The 24312-nt window shown below is 54.6% G+C and carries 26 protein-coding genes; 16 read left to right on the forward strand and 10 right to left on the reverse strand.

Annotated features, from left to right (window positions below):
* Positions 1-154: 154 nt before the first annotated feature.
* Positions 155-505, reverse strand: a complete 351-nt coding sequence (locus VH413_12090; protein HEX3799430.1) for a DUF433 domain-containing protein — start codon at positions 503-505, stop codon at positions 155-157.
* A 121-nt stretch (positions 506-626) separates the two neighbouring features.
* On the opposite strand from VH413_12090, the gene VH413_12095 reads away from it, so the two are divergent.
* The 5 genes from VH413_12095 to VH413_12115 all read left to right on the forward strand — a co-directional run bounded on the left by VH413_12095 (position 627) and on the right by VH413_12115 (position 3131).
* Positions 627-830: a type II toxin-antitoxin system HicB family antitoxin gene (locus tag VH413_12095; protein ID HEX3799431.1), complete on the forward strand. Its 204-nt coding sequence runs from the start codon at positions 627-629 to the stop codon at positions 828-830.
* Positions 831-960: 130 nt separating this feature from the next.
* Positions 961-1044 (forward strand): hypothetical protein, encoded by an 84-nt coding sequence (locus VH413_12100; protein HEX3799432.1) that lies wholly within the window; start codon positions 961-963, stop codon positions 1042-1044.
* Positions 1045-1160: 116 nt separating this feature from the next.
* Positions 1161-1694 carry a hypothetical protein gene (locus VH413_12105; protein HEX3799433.1) on the forward strand — a complete coding sequence of 178 codons (534 nt, stop codon included), beginning with the start codon at positions 1161-1163 and terminating at the stop codon, positions 1692-1694.
* A 6-nt stretch (positions 1695-1700) separates the two neighbouring features.
* Positions 1701-2303, forward strand: coding sequence for a hypothetical protein (locus VH413_12110; protein ID HEX3799434.1), 603 nt, complete (start codon positions 1701-1703; stop codon positions 2301-2303).
* Between the two features lie 225 nt (positions 2304-2528).
* The gene (locus tag VH413_12115; GenBank protein HEX3799435.1) at positions 2529-3131 is read left to right on the forward strand and encodes a hypothetical protein; all 603 of its coding nucleotides are present in this window, start codon (positions 2529-2531) and stop codon (positions 3129-3131) included.
* Between the two features lie 277 nt (positions 3132-3408).
* On the opposite strand, the gene VH413_12120 is transcribed toward VH413_12115, so the two are convergent.
* Positions 3409-4680 (reverse strand): 6-phosphofructokinase, encoded by a 1272-nt coding sequence (locus VH413_12120; GenBank protein ID HEX3799436.1) that lies wholly within the window; start codon positions 4678-4680, stop codon positions 3409-3411.
* Positions 4681-5162: 482 nt separating this feature from the next.
* On the opposite strand from VH413_12120, the gene VH413_12125 reads away from it, so the two are divergent.
* From VH413_12125 to accC, 5 genes are all read left to right on the forward strand, one after another.
* A complete protein-coding gene (locus VH413_12125; GenBank protein ID HEX3799437.1) occupies positions 5163-6200 on the forward strand; it encodes a hypothetical protein in 1038 nt (345 codons plus the stop codon).
* Between the two features lie 2 nt (positions 6201-6202).
* Positions 6203-7585: an O-antigen ligase family protein gene (locus VH413_12130; protein ID HEX3799438.1), complete on the forward strand. Its 1383-nt coding sequence runs from the start codon at positions 6203-6205 to the stop codon at positions 7583-7585.
* A complete protein-coding gene (gene aroQ, locus VH413_12135; GenBank protein HEX3799439.1) occupies positions 7582-8022 on the forward strand; it encodes a type II 3-dehydroquinate dehydratase in 441 nt (146 codons plus the stop codon). The genes VH413_12130 and aroQ overlap by 4 nt, the downstream gene beginning before the upstream one ends.
* Before the next feature lie 218 nt (positions 8023-8240).
* Positions 8241-8708 carry an acetyl-CoA carboxylase biotin carboxyl carrier protein gene (accB, locus tag VH413_12140; GenBank protein HEX3799440.1) on the forward strand — a complete coding sequence of 156 codons (468 nt, stop codon included), beginning with the start codon at positions 8241-8243 and terminating at the stop codon, positions 8706-8708.
* Between the two features lie 42 nt (positions 8709-8750).
* Positions 8751-10127 (forward strand): acetyl-CoA carboxylase biotin carboxylase subunit, encoded by a 1377-nt coding sequence (gene accC / locus VH413_12145; GenBank protein ID HEX3799441.1) that lies wholly within the window; start codon positions 8751-8753, stop codon positions 10125-10127.
* 79 nt (positions 10128-10206) lie between these two features.
* Here the strand turns inward: accC and VH413_12150 are convergent, their stop codons facing one another.
* The 3 genes from VH413_12150 to VH413_12160 form a co-directional block, all read right to left on the reverse strand.
* Complete coding sequence (locus VH413_12150) at positions 10207-10686, reverse strand: hypothetical protein (GenBank protein ID HEX3799442.1); 480 nt, start codon at positions 10684-10686, stop codon at positions 10207-10209.
* Positions 10687-10751: 65 nt separating this feature from the next.
* Positions 10752-13100 (reverse strand): GH92 family glycosyl hydrolase, encoded by a 2349-nt coding sequence (locus tag VH413_12155; protein HEX3799443.1) that lies wholly within the window; start codon positions 13098-13100, stop codon positions 10752-10754.
* A 204-nt stretch (positions 13101-13304) separates the two neighbouring features.
* Positions 13305-14009 (reverse strand): SUMF1/EgtB/PvdO family nonheme iron enzyme, encoded by a 705-nt coding sequence (locus VH413_12160; protein HEX3799444.1) that lies wholly within the window; start codon positions 14007-14009, stop codon positions 13305-13307.
* A 201-nt stretch (positions 14010-14210) separates the two neighbouring features.
* Between VH413_12160 and VH413_12165 the strand changes: the two genes are divergently transcribed.
* From VH413_12165 to VH413_12185, 5 genes are read left to right on the forward strand one after another with little or no spacing between them, the layout of a single operon-like run.
* Positions 14211-14606 carry a hypothetical protein gene (locus VH413_12165; protein ID HEX3799445.1) on the forward strand — a complete coding sequence of 132 codons (396 nt, stop codon included), beginning with the start codon at positions 14211-14213 and terminating at the stop codon, positions 14604-14606.
* 56 nt (positions 14607-14662) lie between these two features.
* Complete coding sequence (gene trxA / locus VH413_12170; GenBank protein ID HEX3799446.1) at positions 14663-14992, forward strand: thioredoxin TrxA; 330 nt, start codon at positions 14663-14665, stop codon at positions 14990-14992.
* A 23-nt stretch (positions 14993-15015) separates the two neighbouring features.
* Positions 15016-16041 (forward strand): type II secretion system F family protein, encoded by a 1026-nt coding sequence (locus tag VH413_12175; protein ID HEX3799447.1) that lies wholly within the window; start codon positions 15016-15018, stop codon positions 16039-16041.
* A gap of 57 nt (positions 16042-16098) precedes the next feature.
* Positions 16099-17253 (forward strand): aminotransferase class V-fold PLP-dependent enzyme, encoded by a 1155-nt coding sequence (locus tag VH413_12180; GenBank protein HEX3799448.1) that lies wholly within the window; start codon positions 16099-16101, stop codon positions 17251-17253.
* A 19-nt stretch (positions 17254-17272) separates the two neighbouring features.
* On the forward strand, positions 17273-18073 hold the full coding sequence (locus VH413_12185) for an NIPSNAP family protein (GenBank protein HEX3799449.1): 801 nt from the start codon (positions 17273-17275) through the stop codon (positions 18071-18073).
* 14 nt (positions 18074-18087) lie between these two features.
* Here the strand turns inward: VH413_12185 and VH413_12190 are convergent, their stop codons facing one another.
* Positions 18088-19497, reverse strand: a complete 1410-nt coding sequence (locus VH413_12190) for an Nramp family divalent metal transporter (protein HEX3799450.1) — start codon at positions 19495-19497, stop codon at positions 18088-18090.
* Positions 19498-19901: 404 nt separating this feature from the next.
* On the opposite strand from VH413_12190, the gene VH413_12195 reads away from it, so the two are divergent.
* Positions 19902-20210, forward strand: coding sequence for a DUF971 domain-containing protein (locus tag VH413_12195; protein HEX3799451.1), 309 nt, complete (start codon positions 19902-19904; stop codon positions 20208-20210).
* An 84-nt stretch (positions 20211-20294) separates the two neighbouring features.
* On the opposite strand, the gene VH413_12200 is transcribed toward VH413_12195, so the two are convergent.
* The 4 genes from VH413_12200 to VH413_12215 all read right to left on the reverse strand — a co-directional run bounded on the left by VH413_12200 (position 20295) and on the right by VH413_12215 (position 24312).
* Entirely contained in the window at positions 20295-22277 is a 1983-nt protein-coding gene (locus VH413_12200) for a secretin N-terminal domain-containing protein (GenBank protein HEX3799452.1), read from the reverse strand.
* Positions 22278-22564: 287 nt separating this feature from the next.
* Positions 22565-23041, reverse strand: coding sequence for a hypothetical protein (locus VH413_12205; protein HEX3799453.1), 477 nt, complete (start codon positions 23039-23041; stop codon positions 22565-22567).
* Between the two features lie 9 nt (positions 23042-23050).
* On the reverse strand, positions 23051-23632 hold the full coding sequence (locus VH413_12210; GenBank protein ID HEX3799454.1) for a hypothetical protein: 582 nt from the start codon (positions 23630-23632) through the stop codon (positions 23051-23053).
* A gap of 2 nt (positions 23633-23634) precedes the next feature.
* Entirely contained in the window at positions 23635-24312 is a 678-nt protein-coding gene (locus VH413_12215; GenBank protein ID HEX3799455.1) for a hypothetical protein, read from the reverse strand.

A 24312-nucleotide genomic window follows, 5' to 3' on the forward strand; every position in this document is an offset into this window, starting at 1 on the left:
CGAGCGCGGTGGCAAGTCCGGGTTTGGGGGAATGGTGAGGGGTCGTTATTGGAGATGTCTGATGCGTGTGGTGGATTGGGAAACATTTTTTTGACGCAGAGGCGCAGAGACGCGGAGGCGCAGAGAGGAATGGATTTTGGGATGGGGAAGGAAACTAGGTATGAAGATATGACGGAGCATGGCGGAAACAGAATGACCTTTCGCCTGAAAAACATCGCCGACGCGTTCTGGCACGTCGTGATCGAGAAGGAAGTTCAAGGTTTATTTGGCCGGCAATCAAATGGTCAATTTCCGCATGATGATCTTCGTAATAAGACAGGCATTCGTAAGCCTGGGCGCGCGTTGCGTCGGGGAAGCACTGGGATAGAGTGTCCACAGTTTCACCGTTTTGCAGAGAACTGATGATGTCATGGACGCCGATGCGAGTGTTCTCGATACGTGCATGACCGCCGCGTACGCCTTTTGTCCGGGTGATATAACGATACGTTTCTTTGACGCCTGCCATGTTAATGAAGTTAGCCAATTTAAAGAGCCATCGCAAGTTTGGTTCTAAGGTCTAAGTTTGTAAGATTTAAATGACAGATGCGCCGCTTGCCAACAGTTTGGTGGTCAGTTAAATTTCGGTTATGAAATTGCGGCTGCTCATCGAGTTGGATCCTAAAACCAAAAGGTGGTCGGCGGTTTTTCCTGAATTGCCGGGCTGCGCGAGCGCGGGAGACACCGAGGCGGAAGCGGTGGAAAATGCCAAGGAAGCGTTGACGCTTTGGTTTGAACCGTCACCGATGAAGTTAGGCAGAGGCGCCAAGTTGCTTGAGCTTTCTCTTCCTTGAGCCAGCACCATCCAGTTTGCAATGCAAAAGAAGTCGTTAAAGTTTTGCGTGCAAATGGTTTTCTTTTGGCAAGGCAATAGGCAGCCATCAAAAATGGCGTCATGCTGATGGGCGGCAGGTGATTGTGCCGATGCATGGCAGCAAACCAATTCCCATCGGAACTTTAAAGAGCATTATTCAAGGAAGCGGATTGAGCGCGGACGATTTTCGCTAAGGGACAATTCGGAGTAATCCCGCATTATAGATCATCAATAAATTGCCGCTGGCTGAATGCGAAATTCAAGATGGATATTGATCGGATTCGGCGGGGTGCTCGTAGCAATCATTGTTATGATTCTCTGCACGCGTGATGGGCAGAGGGCGCATCCGGTGTTTACTGCGGGGAACGGGAGTGTGGTATCGGTGGAGACGTGTTTGAGTCCGGATCAAACTTATTTTCACGTGTATGAGGGAAATCTTTTGCAGCGAGGGTTCAATCGGTTCGGCCACGGCAAGCTGCCGGCGTGGCTTGGGGGATGGATGTATTACGTGCCGATCTCGAGCAATCATTTCGCAGTGGTGATGCGGCATGGCATTCGCAATATGGCCAACCCGTCAGAAGTATTTTCGGGGTCGCAGGAATTTGTCGAGTTGGACGCACACGGGCGGGAGATTATCGGGTTGCATACGATGACGATTTTTCGAAGTGACTCGATCCAAAGTATGTTTGGTCGGAACCGGGTCAATGGGGAGCAAAACATTTGGGAGTTTCCACAATCGGCGGAGACGAATTTGCATTTTCGATTTTGTTTGAAGGATCCCAGGACGGGCAAGGTTTCGACGAATGAGTTTGTGACGATCAATCCGGATTTTAAGGGGGAGTGAGTTTAAATGACCGTCAGGCAAAAATGGATTCTGGTGATTGTGGTATTGGGACTTTGTTTTGTATGGGTGGGAATGCAGCGTCCAAAGGCGTCGTATGTTTTGCCGGATGGGACGACGGTCCATTTCGTGGCGATCAAGCAGGGGCATGTGGTGAGATTCTACGAAGGACAATTTTGGGAACGGGCGTTGTTCGCGATTTGCCGGACGAATAAAATTTTTAAATGGCATATCGCGGGGCAAACTTTTGCGTCTCGAAATATCGAGGGCAGTCTCATGGTGCATATAAAACAAACGATGACGAATGGTGTGAGGATTTCCTCGTCTGGAAACAATGTGCCGCAACCACCGATGGCCGGCCTTCGGAATTTTGGTTTTTTCACCGAACACCTGGGATTGATAGAATCCTCCGGCAAGGAATGGAATGGAATAACCATTCGAAAAAATTTTAATGCGACGTTCAATCCAGTCCTCGAATTATCATCGGTGGACTATTATTTTGAATTTCCAATAGTGTCAGATAAGGATCTGCATTTTCGATTGAGTTCTGCGACGGCGAAGGGTGCGGATTCGACGAATGAATTTATTCTGCCGAATCCAAATCGGTGGTAGGGGTTTTGTTAGGGATGGGGAGCCGAGACGCTCGCATGGGCTCGCCTCGCTGCGCACGAAAGTGTTTTTTTGAATGGGCGAATTTTTTTGCATCTTCGGACTTTGAAATTTGTGAGAGCAGTCCTTCTCTGATGTCATTTACAGTCGTCGGGTCGTGGAAAAACACCACTTGTCGGTGGTAAATATCTGACGTACGGTGGAAGGTAATTCATTTAAGGCGAATTTATGAACCAGACCTCCGCTTCGCTTCAGTGGAAGATGGCCGTTATAAGCATCGTGAGCCTGCTGGTGATGGCTTACGTGGATTACGCTACCGGTTACGAACTCATTTTCTCGGCTGCCTACCTCGTTCCGGTTTCGCTGTGCGCCTGGTATTTTGGCCGGCGGTCCATCTGGCTTATGTCTATCGCGAGTGGGTTGGCATCGTGGCTGGTGGATATATTGTCAGGGCATTTTTATACCTATTCGATGGTTCGGTATTGGAATGCCTTTACTTGTTTTTTTATCTGTGTCGTGACCGGTTTGTTGCTGCATCGGCTCAAGCGGACGTTGGAGGAACGAACCCGCACGAACCGGGATTTGCAAAAGGCGCTGGAGGATTTAAAAAATTCGACGGAGGAAATTCGCAAGCTGCAAAATGGGTTGCAGGTGGTTTGCGCCTGGACCAAACGCATCAAAGTGGGCGACAAATGGATGACGCCGGACGAGTTTTTAAGCACGCAGCTTCATCTCAAGCTTTCGCACGGGATGTCGCCCGAGGCCAGCCGTGAGTTTGAGAAGGAACTTCAGCGGACGACTGAACCGCATTCGCACGAAGAGCATGGTTAGAGCGTCTTGATAAAGGATATATCGGGCTAGCGAGAAGTTTTGGTGATGAGCGCGATGTTTCAAATGTGCAAATTCTTTCGTCCCTTACGGGACTTGGATTGTAACGAGCGCAAACCCAGCCATAAATGGCTGGGCTAAGATCGGTCGTCCCTGCGGGACTGCGGCGAGGCTGCGTGCGCCGCCCACTATATCTTTCGTTCCCGCGATTTGGTAGAGGCAAAAAAATGCCGCGCGGACGAATCTCGCGCGGTAAGTGAAAGGATGATTTTTTATCGTCTTAGCTGCGCGGAGGGAGTTTCTTTTCCACCGGCACTTTTTCGAGCGAGACGAATTTGGGGAGGCCGCCTTCGGTGGGGACTTTGGTTTCGCCTTCGATGAGGGGGCGGCAATACTCGATGAATTTTTCGTTGGGCATGAAGCCGTCGGCGCTGATCCAATCGCGCGGAAGCAGATGCTCGACGTTGGCGATGTCACCCAAGGGTTGCAGGCCGGTGGTCCACTTGTAAGGGCTGCTGCTGGTGCGGACGATCTTGACCATCATGCCACTTTGGCCGGAGACGGCGGCGCGGACGGCGGCTTCACCGCAGGCGGCGGCTTCGAGGGCGTCGGTCGCGCTGGCGTAATGGGCGGCGGCGCGCTGGGCGTAGCCGAGCTTGGCGGTGCGGGTCTTGGTGTTGAGTTTTTCCTGGATGATTTTGGCGAGGTTATCGGCGGCGCCCGACAGGACGGGGTGGCCGAAGGAATCCACGCGGGATTTGTCTGCGGCGATTTCTTCGCCAGCGGCGTTGCGGACGCCTTCGCCAACGACGACAATGCAATATTTATATTGCGCGACGGTTTCCTTGACCTTGGCGAGAAACGCGGCTTCGTCGAGATGAATTTCGGGCAGGAGAATGATGTGCGGAGCGTCGGCCGGGGAGCGCTTGGCGAGCACGGTCCCGGCGGTGATCCAACCGGCGGAACGGCCCATGACTTCGACGAGGCAGCAGAAACCGCCGTCGGTGGCCATGCTGCGAACGTCTTCGCCGATTTCCATGATGGTGGTGGCGTTGTATTTGACGACGGAACCGAAGCCGGGGCAGTGGTCGGTGTGCGGGAGGTCGTTGTCAATGGTCTTAGGCACACCGATGACGCGCATTTCATAGCCGCGTTTGACGGCTTCTTCATGGATTTTGTGGGCGGAATCCTGGGAATCGTTGCCACCAGCGTAAAAGAAGAAGCGGATGTCATGGGCTTGAAAGACCTCGAACAGACGGTTCATGTCCTTGGCCGCGGCTTCGGGCTTTTTCTTGAAATCAATTTTGTAACGGCAGGTGCCGAGGGCGGCGGCGGGGGTGTACTTGAGACCTTCGATAGTCCTGGCTTTTTCCTCATTGATGTCAATGAGTTCCTCGTTAAGCAGGCCGAGGACGCCATTGAGACCGCCATAAATCTCTTCGATACATTCGTGTTTGCCGGCTTCCTGGATGACGCCGGCGACGCTGGCGTTGATGACCGCGGTGGGACCGCCGGATTGCGCGACTAAAAGATTGCCAACTAATTCTGCCATAATGTTCTTGGATTAAAGGGCTGACGCGGATTTTGCGAATCGCCCATTTTTACGATAACCGTTAAAATGAGGCGGAAACATGCCTTCTGGCGGGGCGGGTGTAAAGACGAATCGGCGGGAAAGGGGAGCCGCAGACGCCCGCAAAGTGTATATGCTCCATCGAATAACAGAACATTTGTATCCTATGGAAGGGTGGACGTATCCCGGAAATGCGGTATTGTGGGGCCAGTTCTTTGAAATACTTCAATAGGACAGGCAGGAGAAATAGGAGAAACCCGATGCCCAATGCCATTAGGCGAGCCAAAGGGTTCGGATAAGTTCGCCTGAGTTCGCCTTGGCTCGGATAAGTTCGGATAAGTTCGGGTATTTTTTTTGAGGGGGGTTAGATGGGGCTTGCGGGACGTTCCCGCTCTCATTGGGGACGCCCTTCAAAAAATTAATTGGTTCGTGACGGTTTGGGGTGAGGGGATTATATAAGCTTTATGGCATTTGTTGATTTTCCTGAGCAGAGGCAGGCGGTGGATTTGTTACAGCGCAGCCTGGAACGCGGGCGGCTGGGCCATGCGTATTTGTTCACAGGGCATGATTTGGGGGAGTTGGAAGCGCTGGCGCGGACGCTTGCGAAGACTTTGAATTGCCAGCAGCCGGTTCGCCGCGGGGCGAATGGCTCGGCGGTGGATTGTTGCGATGAATGCGCCAGTTGCCGTCGCATCAATGGCGATGGCCATGCGGATGTGCATTGGGTACGTCCGGAATCGAAGTCGCGGATCGTCAAGGTCGAGCAGATGCGCGATTTGATGCAGGAGATCAATCTCAAGCCGAATGACGCGGAATATAAAGTCGCGGTGATCGTGGCGGCGGACCGGTTGAATCCGCAGGCGGCCAACGCGTTTCTCAAGACGCTCGAAGAACCGCCGCCAAAATCCATCCTGATTTTGCTTACGACCGAGCCGCAACGGATTTTGGAGACGATTCTTTCGCGTTGTCTGCGGTTGAATTTCGGCGGTGAAGGTGCACGGTTGCGGTCGCCGGCGCAACTGGAATGGCTCACGGGTTTTGCCGAGATGGCAGCGCAGGAGCAGAAAAGTTTGATGAGCCGGTATCGTTTGCTGGGCGCATTGCTGAAAAAGCTTGGTGAACTCAAGGCGGAGATTGAGAAGTCGGTGTCAGCGCGGTCGCCATTGGAGCGTTACGACGATGTGGACTCGCAGTTGCGCGATAAATGGGAGGTGGAATTGACAGCGGCGATCGAGGCGGAGTATCGGCTGCAACGGTCGGAGCTTTTAACAACGCTGCAATGGTGGCTGAGGGACGTGTGGGTCAATGCGGAGTGCGGAGTGCGGATTGCGGAATTGGGGAATTTTCCAGGCCTTGAGAGCGTTGGTAAAGTGGCGAAGCGGGTCTCGGCGGCGCAGGCGGCGGAGAATTTGCGGGTGATGGAGCGGACGCAAAGGTTGTTGCACTCGAACGTCCAAGAGGCGCTCGCGCTGGAAGTCGGCTTGCTCAAATTGAATTTGTGAGTGTGAGCGCAAAAACCGAAGTTCGCACACCGTCTCCGGCGATGGGGGCGCGATCGTCTGACGATTCGATTTTGCAGGGCATGTTTGCAGGAGCATTTGGCGGGTTGCTTGCGCTGGCATTGCTGAAGTTGGGCAATCCTGCGATCCTGCAGAAGCTCGTCACGCAACCGACGAATATCTACGAATGGATTCTGGCGGGATGGCCGTCGGTGGTGGGTTACTGGCTGCTTGGGGTCGTAGCGGTTTTAGGAATCGCGGTGGCTCGATGGCGGACGAATGTCCCGTTATGGCTGGCGGGGTTGCCATTGGCCTGGCTTGCGTGGGAAGCAATCGCGGCGACACAAACCGAATGGCCACGCCTGACGGGGCCCACGATGGAACATTTCGTCACCTGCGTGGTGTGCTTTTATCTGGGGTTTTTTTCTCTAACCGGCGGAAAAAAATTAGCGTTCTTTTGGCTGGCGCTCTTCGCCGGATTTACTCTGGTGATGGTATCCGGTTTCAGTCAGCACTTCGGCGGCTTGGAGGAGTCGCAAAAGTATTGGCTGACGTATGTCTATCCAAAGCTGGAGGTCATTCCGCCGGGATACATGGAAAAAATGTCGAGCCGGCGGATTTTCTCGACGCTGTTCTATCCCAACACTCTCGCCGAAGCGATCCTGTTAATTTATCCGGCGATGCTGGCGGTGATTTGGTCGTTGCGCGAACGATTTACCGCTGGCGCGCGCGGTTTGCTGATGGGAGTTGCGAGTGCGGGTGCGATGGGTTGTTTGTTTTGGTCCGGGTCGAAAGGCGGATGGCTGCTGATGCTGGTCATCGGTCTGGCGGGCACGATGTATTTTCCGATGAAGCGGCAAGTGAAGGTGATGTTGATCTATGTGGTGCTGGTGCTTGGGCTGGCGGGATTCTTCGTCAAGTATATGGGCTTCTTTAAGAAAGGGGCAACGAGCGTGGTGGCGCGTTTCGATTATTGGAAAGCGGCGGCGCAAACGGCCAGAGACAAGCCGGTGTTCGGCAGCGGACCGGGAACATTCGAGAAGTCCTACGAGCAGCGCAAACGCCCCGAATCGGAAATGGCGCGGATGGCGCACAACGATTATTTGCAGCAGGCGTCGGACTCCGGCGTGCCCGGCTTCGTACTTTACACGGCGATGGTCGTGGGTAGCTTGACATATATATGGCGCTACGGGCGTTTGGAGGATGATTGGATACGACTGGCGGTTTGGCTGGGCTTGCTGGGATGGGCATTGCAAAATTTCATCGAGTTCGGGCTGTACATTCCGGCCGTGGCGTGGGTGGCGTTTGGCCTGTTGGGCTGGCTGTTGAGACAGACCGGAAATCAAATTTACAACCGGAAGACCGCTAGCTATAGTGGCGCAGCTTGATGAAGATACTATTCTTGAACGGGCCGAACTTGAACCTGCTGGGGCAGCGCGAGCCGGAGGTTTATGGGCGGCTGTCCCTCGCCGACATCGAGGCGAAAGTTCGGGAACGCGCGGCTAAGTTCAAGGTCGAGGTGGAATTCCGCCAGTCGAATATCGAGGGTGAGTTAGTCACTTGGATTCAGGAAGCAAAGGGCAAGTTTGAGGTGATCGTCCTGAACGCGGCGGCCTATACTCACACGAGCGTGGCCTTGCGAGATGCCATCGCCGCAGTGGGAATTCCGACCATCGAAATCCACCTATCCAATGTCCATGCGCGCGAAGAATTCCGTCATGTGTCATTGATCGCGCCGGTGTGCCGTGGTCAAATTGCAGGATTCGGACTCAACTCTTACGTTTTGGCAGTGGAAACTGCCATTATCGTTAACGCAAGTAAGTAATTGCTCAAAAGCGCAAATTTATTGACATTTTTTACCTTAAAATTGAGATTTTTTAACCCTTAAATTTTCCTTCTTGACGCTTCCGGCCAACCAAATTACTGTCCCCAACACTGAATATCCAAAAGAGTCAAAACCGATGGTCGGCTGCGACTCCTGATGAATCGTCCGGCCGAATTGAGTTGGCATTTGGACGCGAAGTTTAAAAACGAAAGCGCTCTGTGGATCTAAAAGATATTAAAGCCATCATTGACTTGATGAAAAAGAACTCCATCTCGGAGTTCGAACTCGAGCGGCAGGAATTTAAAATCAAACTCAAGCGCGGGGCCAATGGTGTGGTCGCGCCTGTCCAATACGAAGAAGCCCAAATGGTCACTTACGCGTCTGCGGCTCAGGTAGGCGCTCCCGGCGCTGGAGCCTCGGCTGCCGCAGCCCAGGCGGCTTCCGGAGAAGTCGAGATCAAGTCGCCGATGATTGGAACCTTTTATCGCGCCCCTTCGCCCGAAGCGGGCAACTATGTCGAGATCGGCACCGAAGTCGGTCCCGAGACGGTCGTCTGCATCATCGAAGCGATGAAAGTCATGAACGAGATCAAAGCCGAGGCGAGGGGTGTCATCACCCAACTGCTCGTCGAGAATGCCAAACCGGTCGAGTTCGGCCAGCCGCTGTTTAAGATTCGTCCCTTATGAGGCTCTGGTCGCGGCCGGGCTGCGATCCCTCACCATCAAGTCATGTTTGAAAAAGTTTTGGTAGCCAATCGCGGAGAAATTGCCGTCCGCATCATCCGCGCTTGCAAGGAGCTGAATGTCCGTACGGTCGCGGTCTATTCCGATCAGGACGCCAATTCCATGCATGTCCAGCTTGCGGACGAGGCCATCTGCATCGGCAAAGGCCCGAGCAACGAAAGCTACCTGCGCATTGACCGCATCATCAGCGCGGCGGAAATCGCCGACGTGGATGCCATCCATCCCGGTTACGGTTTCCTTTCGGAGAACGCTCACTTCGCCGACGTTTGCGAGAGTTGCAACATCCGGTTCATCGGGCCGAATTCGCGCGCCATGAATGCGCTCGAAGACAAGGCCGTCAGCCGCAACCTCGCCAAGAAAGCCGGCGTGCCCATCCCGCCCGGTTCGGATGGCGTGGTCGAGCATGAGCAGGATGCGCTTGTCGTGGCTCGGCGCATCGGTTATCCGGTGATGATCAAGGCCGTCGCCGGCGGTGGCGGGCGCGGAATGCGCGTGGCGCATAATGATATTTCGTTGGTGAAAGGTTATCACACCGCGCGCACCGAAGCGGAAAAAGCGTTCGGCAACTCGGGCGTTTATATCGAGAAATTCATCGAGAATCCGCACCATATCGAATTTCAAATTCTCGGTGATCACAAAGGCCGCATCATTCACTTGGGCGAACGTGATTGTTCCATTCAGCGACGCAACCAGAAAGTCGTCGAGGAAACGCCGTCGCCGATGCTCGACAGCAAATTCAAAAAGCTGCGCGACAAAATGGGCAAGGCGGCCGTGCGCATCGCCGAGCTGGCGCATTATACGAATGCGGGCACGGTGGAATTCATCGTGGACGACCACGGCAATTTTTACTTTCTCGAAGTCAACAAGCGCATCCAGGTCGAGCATCCGATCACCGAGGAAGTTACGGGCATTGACCTCGTGCGTTACCAGATCATGATCGCGATGGGCGAGCCGTTGCGCCATTCGCAAAGCGATATTCAAATCAAGGGCCACGCCATCGAGTGCCGCATCAATGCGGAAGATCCCTTCGACGATTTTCGCCCGTGCCCGGGCCGCATCGAAATGTATTATTCCCCCGGCGGACGCGGCGTGCGCGTGGACAGCCACGCTTACGCGGGCTACACCATTCCGCCTTATTACGATTCCATGATCGGCAAGCTCATCACCTACGGCAAAGACCGTCGTGAAGCGATGGACAAGATGAGTCGCGCATTGGGCGAGTACATGATCAACGGCATCAAGACCACGATTTCCTTCCAGCAGGCGATTTTGCAAGACCCGAACTTCCGCCGCGGAGTCTATTCGACAAACTTCATCGAGCAGTTACTTAGCGGAGCAAGACGCGGGTTGATCGAAGAATAATCCGGGTTATTTATCATCCGGAGCGGAGACCGGATGGAATTCCCGGTCTATCCTGACTTCGCCGGTCGTAGTATCAATGTTAGCTCTGAAAGTTTGCGCCAAGGTATCTATTGGATGCTGGATCGCTTTTTGCGAATATTTCCAGCTTAATTGTATAAGGATGAAAATATTGAATTCCCCATTCCGGCTCAGACGAACTGACCAGAACTCCATCATTATCCGGAGGCAAATCGGTGTCGCTTATCTTGAATTGGCCGGGTGTTTTTGAATCCTCGAATTCTGTTCGCAGCCGATATGTCTGGGTTATTTTCTGAAGCAGTTTGGCCTTCAAAAAATAATACGCTTTTGGCTTTCCCTCGCGCCGAAGAACTACGAAACCGGCTCGTTCAACTTGTAAAAAATGGCTTTTGTTCGGAGAGGGAACGGTGGGGTTTCCGCCCGGGACATAGACGTTATTGAAATAGACCGTCGGCAGGGCAATATCGTCGGGACGAGTGAAATCTCCGGTCGAGCATGAAACTAAAAATATGACCGGTAATAAAAAAACGATAACGCGCATAGATTTTCCTCGCCTGAAGAGTAAGGCAACCGATTTTTTCTTACCACTGATTTTGATGCGCTTTGTTATCGGTTGGAAAGCGACGGTGGCAATTCTTCCGCACCCCAATTCTTGTTCGGCTCGCGGCCCATCTCGAATTCCAAAGTTCCGCCTGCCGCAATTTCTGCGTGCTTGATCCACGCGCGATCGAGCGGCTTGCCATTCAACTTCGCCGATTGAATATAAATATTCTCCGCTGAATTGTTATGCGCAATCACTGTGAAGGTCTTGCCGGGATAATAATGCGGGTCGAGGCGAATCGTCACCTTATCGAACAACGGACTGCCGATGATATACACTCCATCCACCGGCGACACCGGGTAAAATCCAATCGCGCTCAACACATACCATGCCGACATCTGGCCCACGTCGTCATTGCCGCAGATGCCATTGACGCCGTTGCGATACGCGTCGTCCATGATATAGCGCGACCACTTTTGCGTGAGCCACGGCGCGCCCGCATAAGTGAATAGATACGCGGTGTGATGCACCGGTTCATTGGCGTGGTTGCAATACGCGTTCCACAAAAAGTTCGTCGGCGTCTTCTCGAAAAACGTGTTCAGATAATTCAGGAACTCGTCCTTGCCCATCAATCCGATCAAGCCGCTAACATCCTGCGGCACGAACCAGCCTTGCTGATACGGGTTGCTCTCCACGCAGCCTTGGCCTTCGGTCGTCGCGCCCTTCCACGGCGTCCACGAACCGTCCGCCTCCTTCGCGTGCATGTTGTGAACGGCGGGATCGTAGATGTTGGTATAGTTCAACGCGCGCCTGAGCAGCACCTTGGCGTCGTCCGTTTTGCCGAGCGACTCCGCGAATCTTCCCGCGCAATAATCGAAATACGCATCTTCCAAAGTCCACGAAATACTTCGCGGCACGAATCCATTGGTCTTATAAAATGCCAAATCCGCGCGGCTGCTTTTCGGCCCAGTCACACTTTCACGGCAAAGCCGGTAAGCCTCGTTCACATCATAACCACGAATGCCTTTCTCATAAGCATCCGCAAAAACCGACACCGCCGGATCGCCTATCATGCAACCGGATTCCGCGCCGAGAATTTCCCAGCGCGCTAAATAACCATCACCGCTTAACACCGCCTGTTGCATCAGTGAGTTTACCAAATCATTCACAATGTCCGGGCGGATGATGCTCAACAGCGGACATTCACCGCGAAAAACATCCCAGCCGCTAAAGATCGTGCGACACGTAAAATCACTCGTCTTATGGACCTTGCCATCCGCACCGGTATAGAGTCCGTTCACATCCGAGCACGCTCGCGGGTCAATCAGCGAATGATACATCGCCGTTGCAAAAATCGTTTTCTGCGTATCTGTCCCGCCTTCGATTGCCACGCCTGACAATGCCTGCGACCACAAATCCCGCGCGCTCTTCCGTACAGCATCAAAATCCCAACCCGGAATATCATGCTGCAAATTTTCTCGCGCACCCTCAATGCTCACGAACGAAATGCCCACCTTCAGCAAAACCTGTTGCCCGACTGTCGTTGGAAATTCGTCGAAGAACCCCAGATGCTTGTCTTCGCGCTCGCGGCAGCCATCAAAGATTTCTGCGTGTGCGACCGCGTCGCGATAGCGTTTGCTGCCGACGTCTTCGCGATGACGGTTCCAACCGTCGGGAATGTTCGCCGACCACACGCCAAATTTTTTCAACGGCTCGCTGAATTGCGCGGAAAAATAAACCGTGTAATTCGCTTTGCCCGCGCCGTCGCCCCAACCGCCGCCGGATGGTGGGCACTTCATCCAGCCTTCAATCGTGTGGTCGTCCACAACTTTCACTGATTGCCGAGTGGATGTGCCGCCGATGCGCCGCGCTAAATCAATCTGGATGCGTGATTGGTCAGACTTCGGAAACGTGAAGCGCAAAATTCCCGCGCGCGCCGCCGCCGCAAGTTCGGTGCGAATATGATAATCATCCAGCGTGACGGCATAATAACCCGCTTGCGCGATTTCTGTGTCGTGCGAAAAACGCGAACGATAACCATCCTCCGAGCCGTTCACACCGCGCTCGGTTTTGAGCGCACCGGTGGTGGGCATCACCGAAAAATTTCCCAGGTCGCCATACCAACCCACACCGCTCATGTGGGTGAAGCTGAAACCCTCGATGGATTTGTGTTCATAGGAATAACCAGGCCCGTTATCACCGCCGGTGATTGTGTCCGGACTGAGTTGCACTAGGCCGCAGGGAGTCGTCGCGCCCGGAAAAGTTTTGCCTTCGCCCAGCCGCGCGCTCGTGCTGGCGCCGATGATGGGATTGATGTAATCGGCGAGATCTTTCGTTGCTTCCGCGGCAAAACCGGTGAGTTCAAAAAGGGCACTTCCGGTAAGGAGAGCGATGAGGAAAAAGTTTTTGTGCATTCGGAATCGTCCGACGCCACAGTAAGTGCATTTGTTCATGCGTATTGTAATCAGGTTGAATCACGCTAGCCTAGTGATTGGGTTTCTGATTACAATAGCGTCTCCACCCTTTTAATGGTATCCCCGGAAGCGGGTGGGAGTTTTGGAGAAGCTTTCAGTTTGGAAAATTGATTCGAGCGACCGAAACTCCCAGCTGAAAACTTCCTACGGCCCCTTCAATATCACCCGAAAGCCAAAAGTTCCCTGTCGCTCGTCCGGTTTGCAATACCAGCGGAACTCCGGCCGCAGATTCACGTCCACGAAGTCCTGCCATGAACCGCCCTTCAAAAAACGAAACGGCTGCGATACGTCGCTCATGCAAAACTCCATCACATTTCCGCGAATATCGTACAAGCCAAGATTATTTGGCGCGAGCGAGCCGACGTCGCTTGGCTGCGTGCGGTTCACCGCGCCGAGACTCGTCACGGCATTGTCCAGCGTCGCGTCGCCGACGAGCGATTGCCATTCGTCTTCCGTCGGCAAGCCATATTGAAAACCTTTCGGCAAAAATTTCTTTTTCAAATCGCGCGCAGTGAGTTTGTCGCAGAATTCCACAGCGTCATTCCAGCAAACATTCTCGACCGGCTGCGAATCGCCGGGAAAGGCGCTGCCGTTTACACCCATGATAGCAGTATATTCTTTTTGAGTGACCTCATACACGCCCGCCCAAAATCCGCCCGGCACCTGCACCAGCTTCATGTTGACGCTGTTCGTAAAAGTAGGCCCCGGAACTGCTGGCTCATCCACATTCGTCCCATTTTTGGATGGAACTGGTTCAGTTACGGTATTCGTCGCCGCATCATCCGCCGCGTACGCGGAAATGCCTAATAAAACCGTCAATAAAACCAGCCAAAGATGCCGCAACTTCATGCCCAAAAAATCAGCACTTAATGTGCCAGAAACGAATAGCTTGCACCCGTTTTCCTCGACCGGAAACAAACCATCCCTTTCGCGCATCTTATAAATTGCTGGCGCGGTTTTTTTAAAAATGTTGGCGCCTATTTTCCTTTGGAATAACTGTTTGACAGTTCCACAGCGCAACTCTAACTTGACCCGAGAAAACATTTTTTTATGGCAGACGAAACAACTCCAACGCCGGGCGGCGCGGTCCCTCCGAAGCCCCCTGAAGCCTCCAAGGTTCAACCCAAAAAGGAAACGGTCCGCATTAATTTGCCACCCAAACCTTCCGCCGCGCCGACGATCAAGTTGCCGACGCTGCCTCCCGGTGGTCCGACGGCTCCGGCTCCCATGCCGGCAGCACCCGCAGCCGCCGCTGCTCCTGCCGTTGCCCGCGCCGGTGCTGCGCCCGTGGCTCCCGCCGCTGTCCAACGTCCCGCTCCGCGTCCCGTCGTTCAGCAAGCTGCACCCGCATTAAGCGGATTGGACGTGGGCCTCGCGATTGCCGCCGCCGTTGCCGGTTTGGTCGCCGTCGGAAGCACTATCTATTGCATGATGTTGTTCACTTGAGAAAGAGCGGACATCAACGCCTCGTTGCACCACACCTATCCATTTAATTTTTACTCATGGCCTCCACGAACATCGTTACGCTGACCAAGGACAATTTCCAGGAACAAGTCCTCAAATCCGCCACGCCCGTCCTTGTTGATTTTTGGGCCGAGTGGTGCGGTCCCTGCAAAATGATCGCGCCCATCCTCGATGAATTGTCCGATGAATACGCCGGCAAGATCACCATCGGCAAGGTCAACATTGATGACCAGCAAAACCTGGCCACCGAATACGGCGTGCGCGCCATTCCCACGTTGTTGCTTTTCCAGAACGGTGAAGTGGCGGAGCAGATTGTCGGCCTGCGCAGCAAGCGCGACCTCAAGGCAAGCTTCGATAAATTGACCTGAGGTTTCCCGCGCGCGCGGGCGTCATGCCGCTAATCGTCACGCCCCGCCAACTCGTCCAGCGCGCGCAACTCTATCGGCAGCTCAGCCAGCTCACGGCGGCGGGCATTCCCATCATCGGCGCGCTGGAGATGCTCTCGCGTAATCCACCTTCCCGTTTCTTCCGCGAGCCCCTCAAGCAAATGGTCCTGCAGCTCTCGATGGGTGCGACCGTTTCCGAGGCCCTCGCGCATCCCGGCATGTGGGTTCCATCCTTTGACGTCGCGCTCGTGCAAGCCGCCGAACGCAGTGGACGACTCGACGCCATTTTCCGCCTGCTCGCGGATTTTTACGAAGACCGTGCGAAGATGCTGCGGCAAATCATCGCCGACTTATTATATCCCGCATTCCTGTTTCACTTTTCGCTGTTTCTATTTCCCCTGTTGCAATGGTTTAAGGGCACAATGACGGTAACCAGATTTTTTCTGGAAACCTTTGCAATTCTGCTGCCGATCTACGGCGGTATCGCATTGATAATTTATGCCGCGCAAGGCCGCCGGGGAGCGCACTGGCGCTCGATTTTTGAAAAGTTTCTTCGCCCGGTTCCTGTGCTGGGGACTGCGCGTCATTGCCTGGCGCTTTCCCGGCTCTCCGCCGCCCTTGAAGCGCTCATTAACGCCGGCGTTACGATTGTCGAGGCATGGGAAATGGCCGCCGCCGCGTGTGGTTCACCAAGAATTCTGCACACGGTTCTCGCCTGGCGTTCGCAGGTTATGTCCGGCACGCTGCCCTCCGACGCCGTGAACGCCGCGCCGCGCGAATTTCCCGAAGTTTTTAGGAATCTTTACAAGAGTGGCGAAGTCAGCGGCCAGCTCGACGATTCACTCAAGCGGCTACGCGATTATTATCAGGAAGAAGGCACAACCAAGCTTCACCTGCTCGCCCAATGGATGCCGAAATTTGTTTATTTCATCATCGCCGGCTTCATCGCTTTCAAAGTCATCTCATTCTATACTGGATACTTCAACCAGATTAACCAAATCACCAATGGCTTTGGCTCCGGTTCACAGTGAACGCATGCGGGGCAAATAATCTTTGCAGCCCGCGCCATCGCTCTATTTAATCCTTCCATGACGCTCGACGAAGTTCTCAAAAATGAAGAGTTACGCCAGCACGAATTTCCCGTCACTCGCGACAAAATTTTTCTCGCGCATGCGGGTGATTGCCCGCTGCCCAATCGCGTCGCCGAAGCCGTCTCGAATTACGCCCGTGCCGCCACGCTCGGTGACCAGGAGCGTTTCATTTATCCGGCGGTGCTCGATGAAGGACGCCAGCTCGCCGCGCGTCTGCTCAATTCCAAGCCCGAGGAAGTTTCGCTCGTCGGCCCCACGTCGCTTGCGTTGAGCTTCTTCGCGTCCGGCCTGAATTTTCGCAAGCACGATAACGTCCTCATTTATTTCGACGATTATCCCTCGAATGTTTATCCGTGGATGGCGTTGTCCGAGCGCGGAGTGCAAGTGCGCCTGATCAACACGCGTGAACTCGGCAGCATCCGCACCATTGACGTGATGGGGCAGGTGGACGAGCAGACGCGGCTCGTCGCGCTGGCGTCGTGTCACTTCGTGTCCGGCACGCGCATTGATCACCAGGCGATCGGCAAATTTTTGCGTGAGCGAAATATTTTATTTTCCGTGGATGGCATCCAGACGCTCGGCGCCTTTCCAACCACGGTTGAGAATATTGATTTCCTCGCCGCCGATGCTCACAAATGGCTGCTCGGCCCCTGCGCCGCCGGTTTGATGTATGTGAAACAGGATTTGCAGGAAAAATTGCGCCCGCCGGTTTACGGCTCGAACAACGTGCGCTCGCCGAATTTTATCGCGCAGGAGCAAATCACTTTTCGCAGCGGGCCGTATCGCTTCGAGGCGGGCACGTATAATTTGCTGGGACAGGTGGGGCTGAACGCGGCGATGGAGTTGCTCCTCGAAATCGGCATAGACAACATCGCCGCCGAGCTTTTGCGCAAGCGCGCCTTGCTCGTGCCCGCGTTGCAGGCGAAGGGTTATCAAGTCCTCGCCGCGAAAGCCGGGCCCGAAACTGCCAGCGGCATCGTGACTTTTTATCACGCGGACGAAACCATCATCCCCGCGCTCCATCAAAAACTCGAGGCCGCGAATATCATCACGTCGTTACGCAATGACCGCGCTGGACGCCGTTACATCCGCCTCTCGCCGCATTTTTATAACACGGACGCCGAATTGAATCACCTCCTCGAAATGCTTTAAATCAAACCGCAATAAAATTATGAAGCGACGAAACTTTTTAAAAACTTCCGTGGCCGCCGCGAGTGTTGGTTCGCTGGCCGCAGTGTTCAACGCGCCTGCCCAGGACAAACCAGCGGGCCGCGAATTTTATGAACTGCGCCTCTATCATTTGCGCAAGGGGCCAAAACAAAAAGTTTTCGATGATTTTTACCGCGATGCCGCCATGCCCGCTTTCGGTCGCGCGGGCGTCGGGCCAATCGGAGTTTTTGAAATGATGATCGGGACGGATAACCCGACCATGTACGTCCTGATTCCCTATTCGTCTCCCGAACAATTTGTCACTACGACCGACCGGTTGCTTCAGGACGCAGATTATTTGAAAGCGGGCGCGGAATTCCTGGACGCGCCATCCTCAGATCCGTCGTACGACCGCGTGGAAAGCAGCTTCATGGGCGCCATTACCGGCGTGCCCAAATTGAAAGTTCCCGCAGGCGCGTCTGAAAACAAACCGCGCATCTTTGAGCTGCGCACTTACGAAAACCCCAGCAAGCGCGCGAACAAAAAGAAAATTGAGATGTTCAATAACGATGAACTGCGGATTTTCGCCCACGCCGGTTTGCGACCCGTTTTCTTCGGCGAGACACTCATCGGTTCGCGCTTGCCGAATCTGACTTACATACTCACCTACGCGGACATGGCCGACCACGATAAATGCTGGGGTGCCTTCGGCGGCAATCCCGAGTGGAAAAAGTTAAGCAAGACTCCCGGATTCACCGACGCCGAGATCGTATCCAAAATCAGCCGGGTTTTCCTGCGGCCAACCGCATACTCGCAGATATAAATGATTTGCGGTTTTTAGTGACCGCCGATAATGCGCCAGGCCGTTTTGACTGATTCCGGCAGACCATAAAGGTCGAGCGCCGTGATCAAGATCGCACCGCCCCAGCCAGCGGCGAGCAGCAGCCATCCGTTTTTCCACACGCCCATCCGCTTTTGCGAACTGGTGAAGTGCAGCAATGGAAAAAGCGCGAGCGGCAACTGCAACGCCAGCACGACCTGGCTCAAAATCAGCAGGTCATTCACGCTGCCATCGCCGCGCCACCAGATAACCAGCACTGCCGGCACGACCGCGAATAATCGCGTGATCATGCGCCGCAGCCACGGCGAGATGCGCCAGTGCATGAACCCCTCCATCACGACTTGGCCAGCCAGCGTGCCAGTGATAGTGCTGCTTTGGCCGCTCGCCAAAAGCGCAACCGCAAAAAGCGTGCTGCCGATGGCCGTTCCCAATAGCGGCGCGAGCGTCAGGTAAGCGATGCGAATCCAATCCGTGTCGTCGGTGAATTTCACGATCTGTCCGCCTGGCACGCCCACGCTGTCGCGCCCGAAAAACACTGTTGCCGCGAGCACGAGAATGGCGGCATTGATGAAGAAAGCGACACTCAACGCCACGGTGGAATCAATCGTGTTAAAGCGAATCGCCTGCCGGATCGAGGCCGCATCTTTTTTCACTTTGCGGCTCTGCACCAATGCCGAATGCAGGTAAAGGTTATGCGGCATGACCGTCGCGCCGATGATGCCGATGGCCACATAGATCAATGCCGCCGGATGCAAGGCCGGATGAATCAATGCGTGGCCCATTTCCGAAATGCTGGGCTGCGTTTGCGGCAGCACGAAAATTTCGATGTAATAACAGACGGCAATCGTCGCGATCAGCAGCAGAATAATTCCCTCCAGCGTGCGCATGCCGAGCCGTTGCAACGCGAGCAGCAGCAGAACATCGAAACCCGTGATGATCACCGCCCAGAGCAGGGGAATGTGGAAGAGCAGGTTGATGGCAACGGCGCTGCCAAGCACTTCCGCGAGATCGCAGGCGCCGATGGCGACTTCGCACAATAGCCAGTTTGGCCAGCGCGTCCAGGCGGGATACCAATCGCGGCAACATTGCGCGAGGTCTTTGCCAGTGACAACACCCAGGCGTGCGGCGATGACTTGCACCACGATGGCCAGAAGGCTGGCCATGGCGACCACCCAGAGAAGCCCGTATTTGAATTGCGCGCCGCCTTGCAGATCCGTGCCCCAGTTGCCGGGATCCATGTAACCGACGCTCACCAAAAAGGCCGGTCCGGCAAACGCCCGCCATTGCTTCCAGAAACCGGCACCCTTCGTGGGAACGGCAATCGTGCCGTGCATGCCTTCGAGCGAAACGTGGTCCCTGTCCGCCCGCGCATCCGTTTCCACCGAGGCTGTAGCATCTGTTTTCAACTTTTACTAAAAGGACGATACCACAATCAAAATTTGAATCAATAAAAAATATTAGGTGAGACTATATCTATGATTGTATGGCGTGCTGCCGTGGGAGAGAGAAAAGTTTCAAGTTTCAAGTTTTCAGTGGGGAGATGCGGGCTTCTTTTGCCAGCAGGAAGGGATAAGAACATCTGAAAAAATCCGGCGCTTTTAAAAAGACCCGGGGGCAGACGCCAAGGAGGTGGGGATGGGGAATCCCGCTGAAGAAACGTGCTGCCACCCGAATCGCGCCGATTTTTCTCTCGCAGGCCGCGCAAGTCAACGATTTTTACAATTAGATAGTTGCCGCAAAGTTTCTTAAACGGCTTATCCGTGTCGTACGAATTAATGGACGCTCCAATCCACGGGGAGTAGATTAAAGTATGCGACCTTTGGATATTCAACCGATCGGCGAGGAACTGGCGATCAAATGGGCCGACGGCAGTGAGAGCTTTATGAAGCTCGAACGGCTTCGTTGGTGTTGTCCCTGTGCGGGTTGCAAGGGTGAGGTGGACATCATGGGCAATCTTTACAAAGGCCCCGATACGCCCCTAAAACCCCAATCGTTTCAACTCCTGCGCATCGTGAATGTCGGCAGTTACGCCATTCAACCCATCTGGGGTGATGGCCACGCTACAGGGATTTATCCGTTTGAATATTTGCGCAAAATCGCCGACGCGCAATGGCAGTGAATTATTTTCGCTGATTTGTCGATCGCGATCTGCGCAAAAAACAACGCCCCGCTGGTTAGCGGGGCGCTCGTGAAAGTATCGCAATTAATTGGTCGTCGGAATATCGTTGTCCGAGTCGTCCGTTTTCTTCTTGGAGTGGATCAGCTTGCTCCAATCTTGGGGTTCGCCGCTGTCCCACGCGCCGAAGTCAGCCGCTTTAAGATTCGGGACTTTTGTCTTGAGGAACGAAGTCTCGGTCGGCTGGAAGTCTTCGCTCTGCACGATGGTCGGCGTCACGAAGATGATCAAATTTTTCTTGTTCTGGCTTTTTGTCTCGGAACGAAACGCATTGCCGAGTAAGGGAATATCGCCGAGCACCGGAACCTTCGTGTTGTTCTTGCTGCGGGTATCGCCGACGAGACCGCCCATGACCAGGGTGTTGCCGCTCGGAATGAGCACGTGCGTATCAATGCGGCGAATGTCAAACGAATCCGCTTGTGTGGTCAAACCGCTGACCGTCTTGGTAACCACCGCGCCCACATCCGAAACTTCCGGGATAACGCGCAAATTGATCGTGTTGTTCGCTGAGATGCGCGGTGTCACGCGGAGGATCGTGCCGAGGTTCGTATAAATAACCTGCGAACCGCCAGGAGAACCTTGCGTGCCGGCCGTCGTCTGAATGATCGGTTGAGCGGTCGTTACCGCGAGAATGGCTTCTTCATTATCCAGCGTCACGGCGCGCGGAGTCGAGAGCACCGTCGCGTCGAAATTATTATTTAGGAACGAAAGCACCGCGGACGCGCCGTCGGCATTCAGGAACGCCGTGGCCGGGAACAAACCTTTCGCCGTATTCAAGCTCAGGCCGCCGTTGCCGACTGTGGAAGTAAGCAAACTGGTAAGGCCGGATGAAGTGTCCGTCCCCGTGGTGGCGCCGGTGCCATTGGCAGTTGGGCCGTTGGCGGTCGAAAGAATCGTCGGATTGCCAGTAACATAAGGCGCGGTGGATGAACCGACCGGCAGACTGCCGGTGCCAGTGTTGATGGCCGTCGTCGAACCTGTGTTATTCAAGCCGGTCTGGTTATAAGTTCCTGTAGTATTGCCATTGCCGAAAGTGATGTGCTGCGCCTGGAGCGTGCCGGACCAGTCAATGCCCTTGCTGCTCGTCGGATTCTTTGAAGTCTCAACGATGCGCGCTTCGATCAGAACTTGTTTGGTCTGCGTATCGAGGCGGGCGACGAGTTCGTCAATCGTGGTCATTTCGCGTTCCGTGGAAACGATGACCAACTGACTGGTGCGCGTGTCTGAAGTCACTTTGCTGCGCTTGTCGAGCAGGATGGAAGAGGAGTTGATCACGACAACCATGTTCGAGGCGGAAGCATATTTAAGCTGGATGATTTTCGTGACCAGCGGATCGGGAGCGGCGGGGTCTTTGATGCTGATGCGGGCGATGCGCGTCTTGGGATCGTCAATGATGACCAAATTATAATTGTTAAGCACCGCATTGAGCGCCTGGTCGGCGGTCAAATTTTCCCAGCGCAGTGAAACGCTCGGCTGCTGATGGACTTGTCCGTTCGCATCGGGCACGCCGTAATTGATTTTCGGATCAAGCATATAATTCAAGCTGGCCTGGCGGGCGAGATTCTTGATCGCGTCGGTCAAGGGAACTTCATCCATCACGATCAACGGAATGACTGCCGAAGGATCATGGGCTTGAGGTGCATTTGCAGCATCCGAACTGGGAGCGGCAGCGGGCGCGGCAGGAGTCACAGCAACAACGGTCGCATTGGTGACGACTGTGGAATCAACGGGAGCAACCGGCGTATTCGTCGAGTCCACCGCAGCGGCGGGAGTCACCGTAACCGTGGCGTTCGTTGCGACGACAACCGGAGCGGCCTCCGCCGGCGTGGTCGTCGTTGCCGGAGCGGCATTGTCCGCAACCACGGGAGTCGCGGTCGCGTCAGCCGCCGGGGTCGCATTTGCGACGGCAGCCTGGCTGCTGTCCGGCGCGGGCGCATTGATGCGGGCCATGGCCGTGGAACAGATGGCGATGCAGGCGATGAGGCCCAGTAGAGTTGATTTCAATTTCATGATTAATTAGCGTTTTGTTCGGCCCGCGAATTTTCTCGTGCCTAAGTTGCGGGTTGAGTTCAGCAGCAAGGGTGCCAAGCGAAAACACCCTTTAAACAAGCCGGTTTCATTGAGGTTGTGCCCACTCTGCTCGCGAGGTTGTCCATCATTAAGACAAGCTGGTTCACGCGTTGGCGCGTGATTTGACGCGCTGATTTTGCCGGAAAGAAGCGGCTCAAAGTGCGGGGCGGTTTGAACTGGCGAAGGAGTTTTCATGGCGACCGCCGCGTGAAATGCCGGCGCGGGAATTACTGCGCGGCCTTGCGGAGAAAGATTTCGATCGGCTCGGACTGTGTGCTCGCGCGCACGATCACGGATTCTTCTTTGATCCGAACGCAATGAATCTTGACCTTGCCGTTGGCCGTGGTGATCTCCGTCGTTTCGCCATCAGCGAGCGTGCGGTTGTTGATCAGCGCCAGGCGATGGCCGGCCGAACCGGAAAGCCCCTTGAGCGCAAAAGACGATGCTGAGAACGCGACGACATTGGTCGCAGTCGGGAAGGGTTGGCGAACCGACAGCGGAAAGAATGGGTCCTTCGTGGGCTTGACCGTTGGATCAAACACCGAAAGCGGCACGGCCAATTCTGCGGGCGCTTCATTTGTGCCGGCGCTTTTGCTGTTCGCGGCGGGTTTGGTATTCGTGCCGCGTGCGTCTGCCAGCAGCGTGAGGAACAGCGCGACCGCCGCGGTGAGCCGGACAAACGAGATGAGCCGTGACGATTTCATGTGGTTGCTCTAGGAATCACTGGATTTAACGAGCGTGACAAGATCCATGCGGAACGTCAGTTTTTCGTGCTCCTCGGCGCTGGTGCCGAAGCCCGGCTCCAGTGTCAAACTTTGCACGCGCAAATAGGGAAAATGATTTTCAAGCTCCGCGAGAAATTTCCCGAAGTCATAATAATACGCCGAACCGCTCACGACGACCCGCGCCTCCTTGTAGGGAAATGCTCCGAACATTCCGACTTTGCCGACCATCGGCGGCCCAAACTGCGGCATGTCCACCTTGTAACTGGGAACATTGAATTGGCGCATCGAACTCACGATCCACGAAAACAAATCGCCGGAAGGCATCGTGTTTTCGATCATGTTGAGGTGATTGGTCGCATCCTTGAGCGCATCCGCCACCTGGTCCGCCTCCACGCTGACCTTTTGCATCTTGGAAATTTCCTGTTGCACGCTGTCGCTCTTGCGCTTGATCTCGGCAATCTTATCTTTCTCCAGGCTGATCAAGCCGAACCAGAGTCCGGCGATGATCGCGCAGGTGACCAGTCCTACGAGAATCAGTTGCGTGCGTTTTTCTTTGGAAAGCTTGCTCATAATCAGCGCTCGTGATCGGGATAATTTAATTCCAGGCTGAACAACACGTACGGTTTGCCCGAATCAGGATCCAACTGCGGGGTCGAAAGATTCTTGAGCATGATCTCATTCGTTGAGACCTGCTGTTTGGTGAAATAACCACTGTGCGCGAGCGTCTCCTTCAAATGATTGATCGCGTCGTTGCCGGGGTTGGGGCTGGTGTCTTTGGCATCGAGAACCAGCTTATTTCTTTCGAGCGATCCGGCGGGTTTGCCGCCGACCGAGTGCCCGCGCTCCATTATCGGTGCGACTTCCGGAACAGCAATGAAACTTTGTTCCATGCGGAAATGCGTGATCTGAATTCCATCCACCGTTCCGTGCATCAGCGCGTCCAGCAGGGGAGCATTGAGAAAACGATTTGCCGCCAGGCGATTCAACGCTTCCAGCTTGCTTTTCACGTCAACGAGACTGTGTTTGTTCACGAGAATTTGATTGTAAGCGTTCGTATGCGAACTCAGGCGGGCTTCGAGATTCGAGAGATGGGCTTTGTCCGCCATGATTTTCACCTGCAACGAACTCATCCAGACCAGCACCATCACGACGAGGCACGCCGCCACATAAATCGCGCGCTTGGTCGGGTCTTTCCGGCGGAGTTCTTCCGCAGACTGCGCCTCGGCAAGAAGATTGATGCGAATAGGCAT

It is taken from the genome of Verrucomicrobiia bacterium, from assembly GCA_036268055.1.
Lineage (GTDB): Bacteria > Verrucomicrobiota > Verrucomicrobiia > Limisphaerales > Pedosphaeraceae > DATAUW01.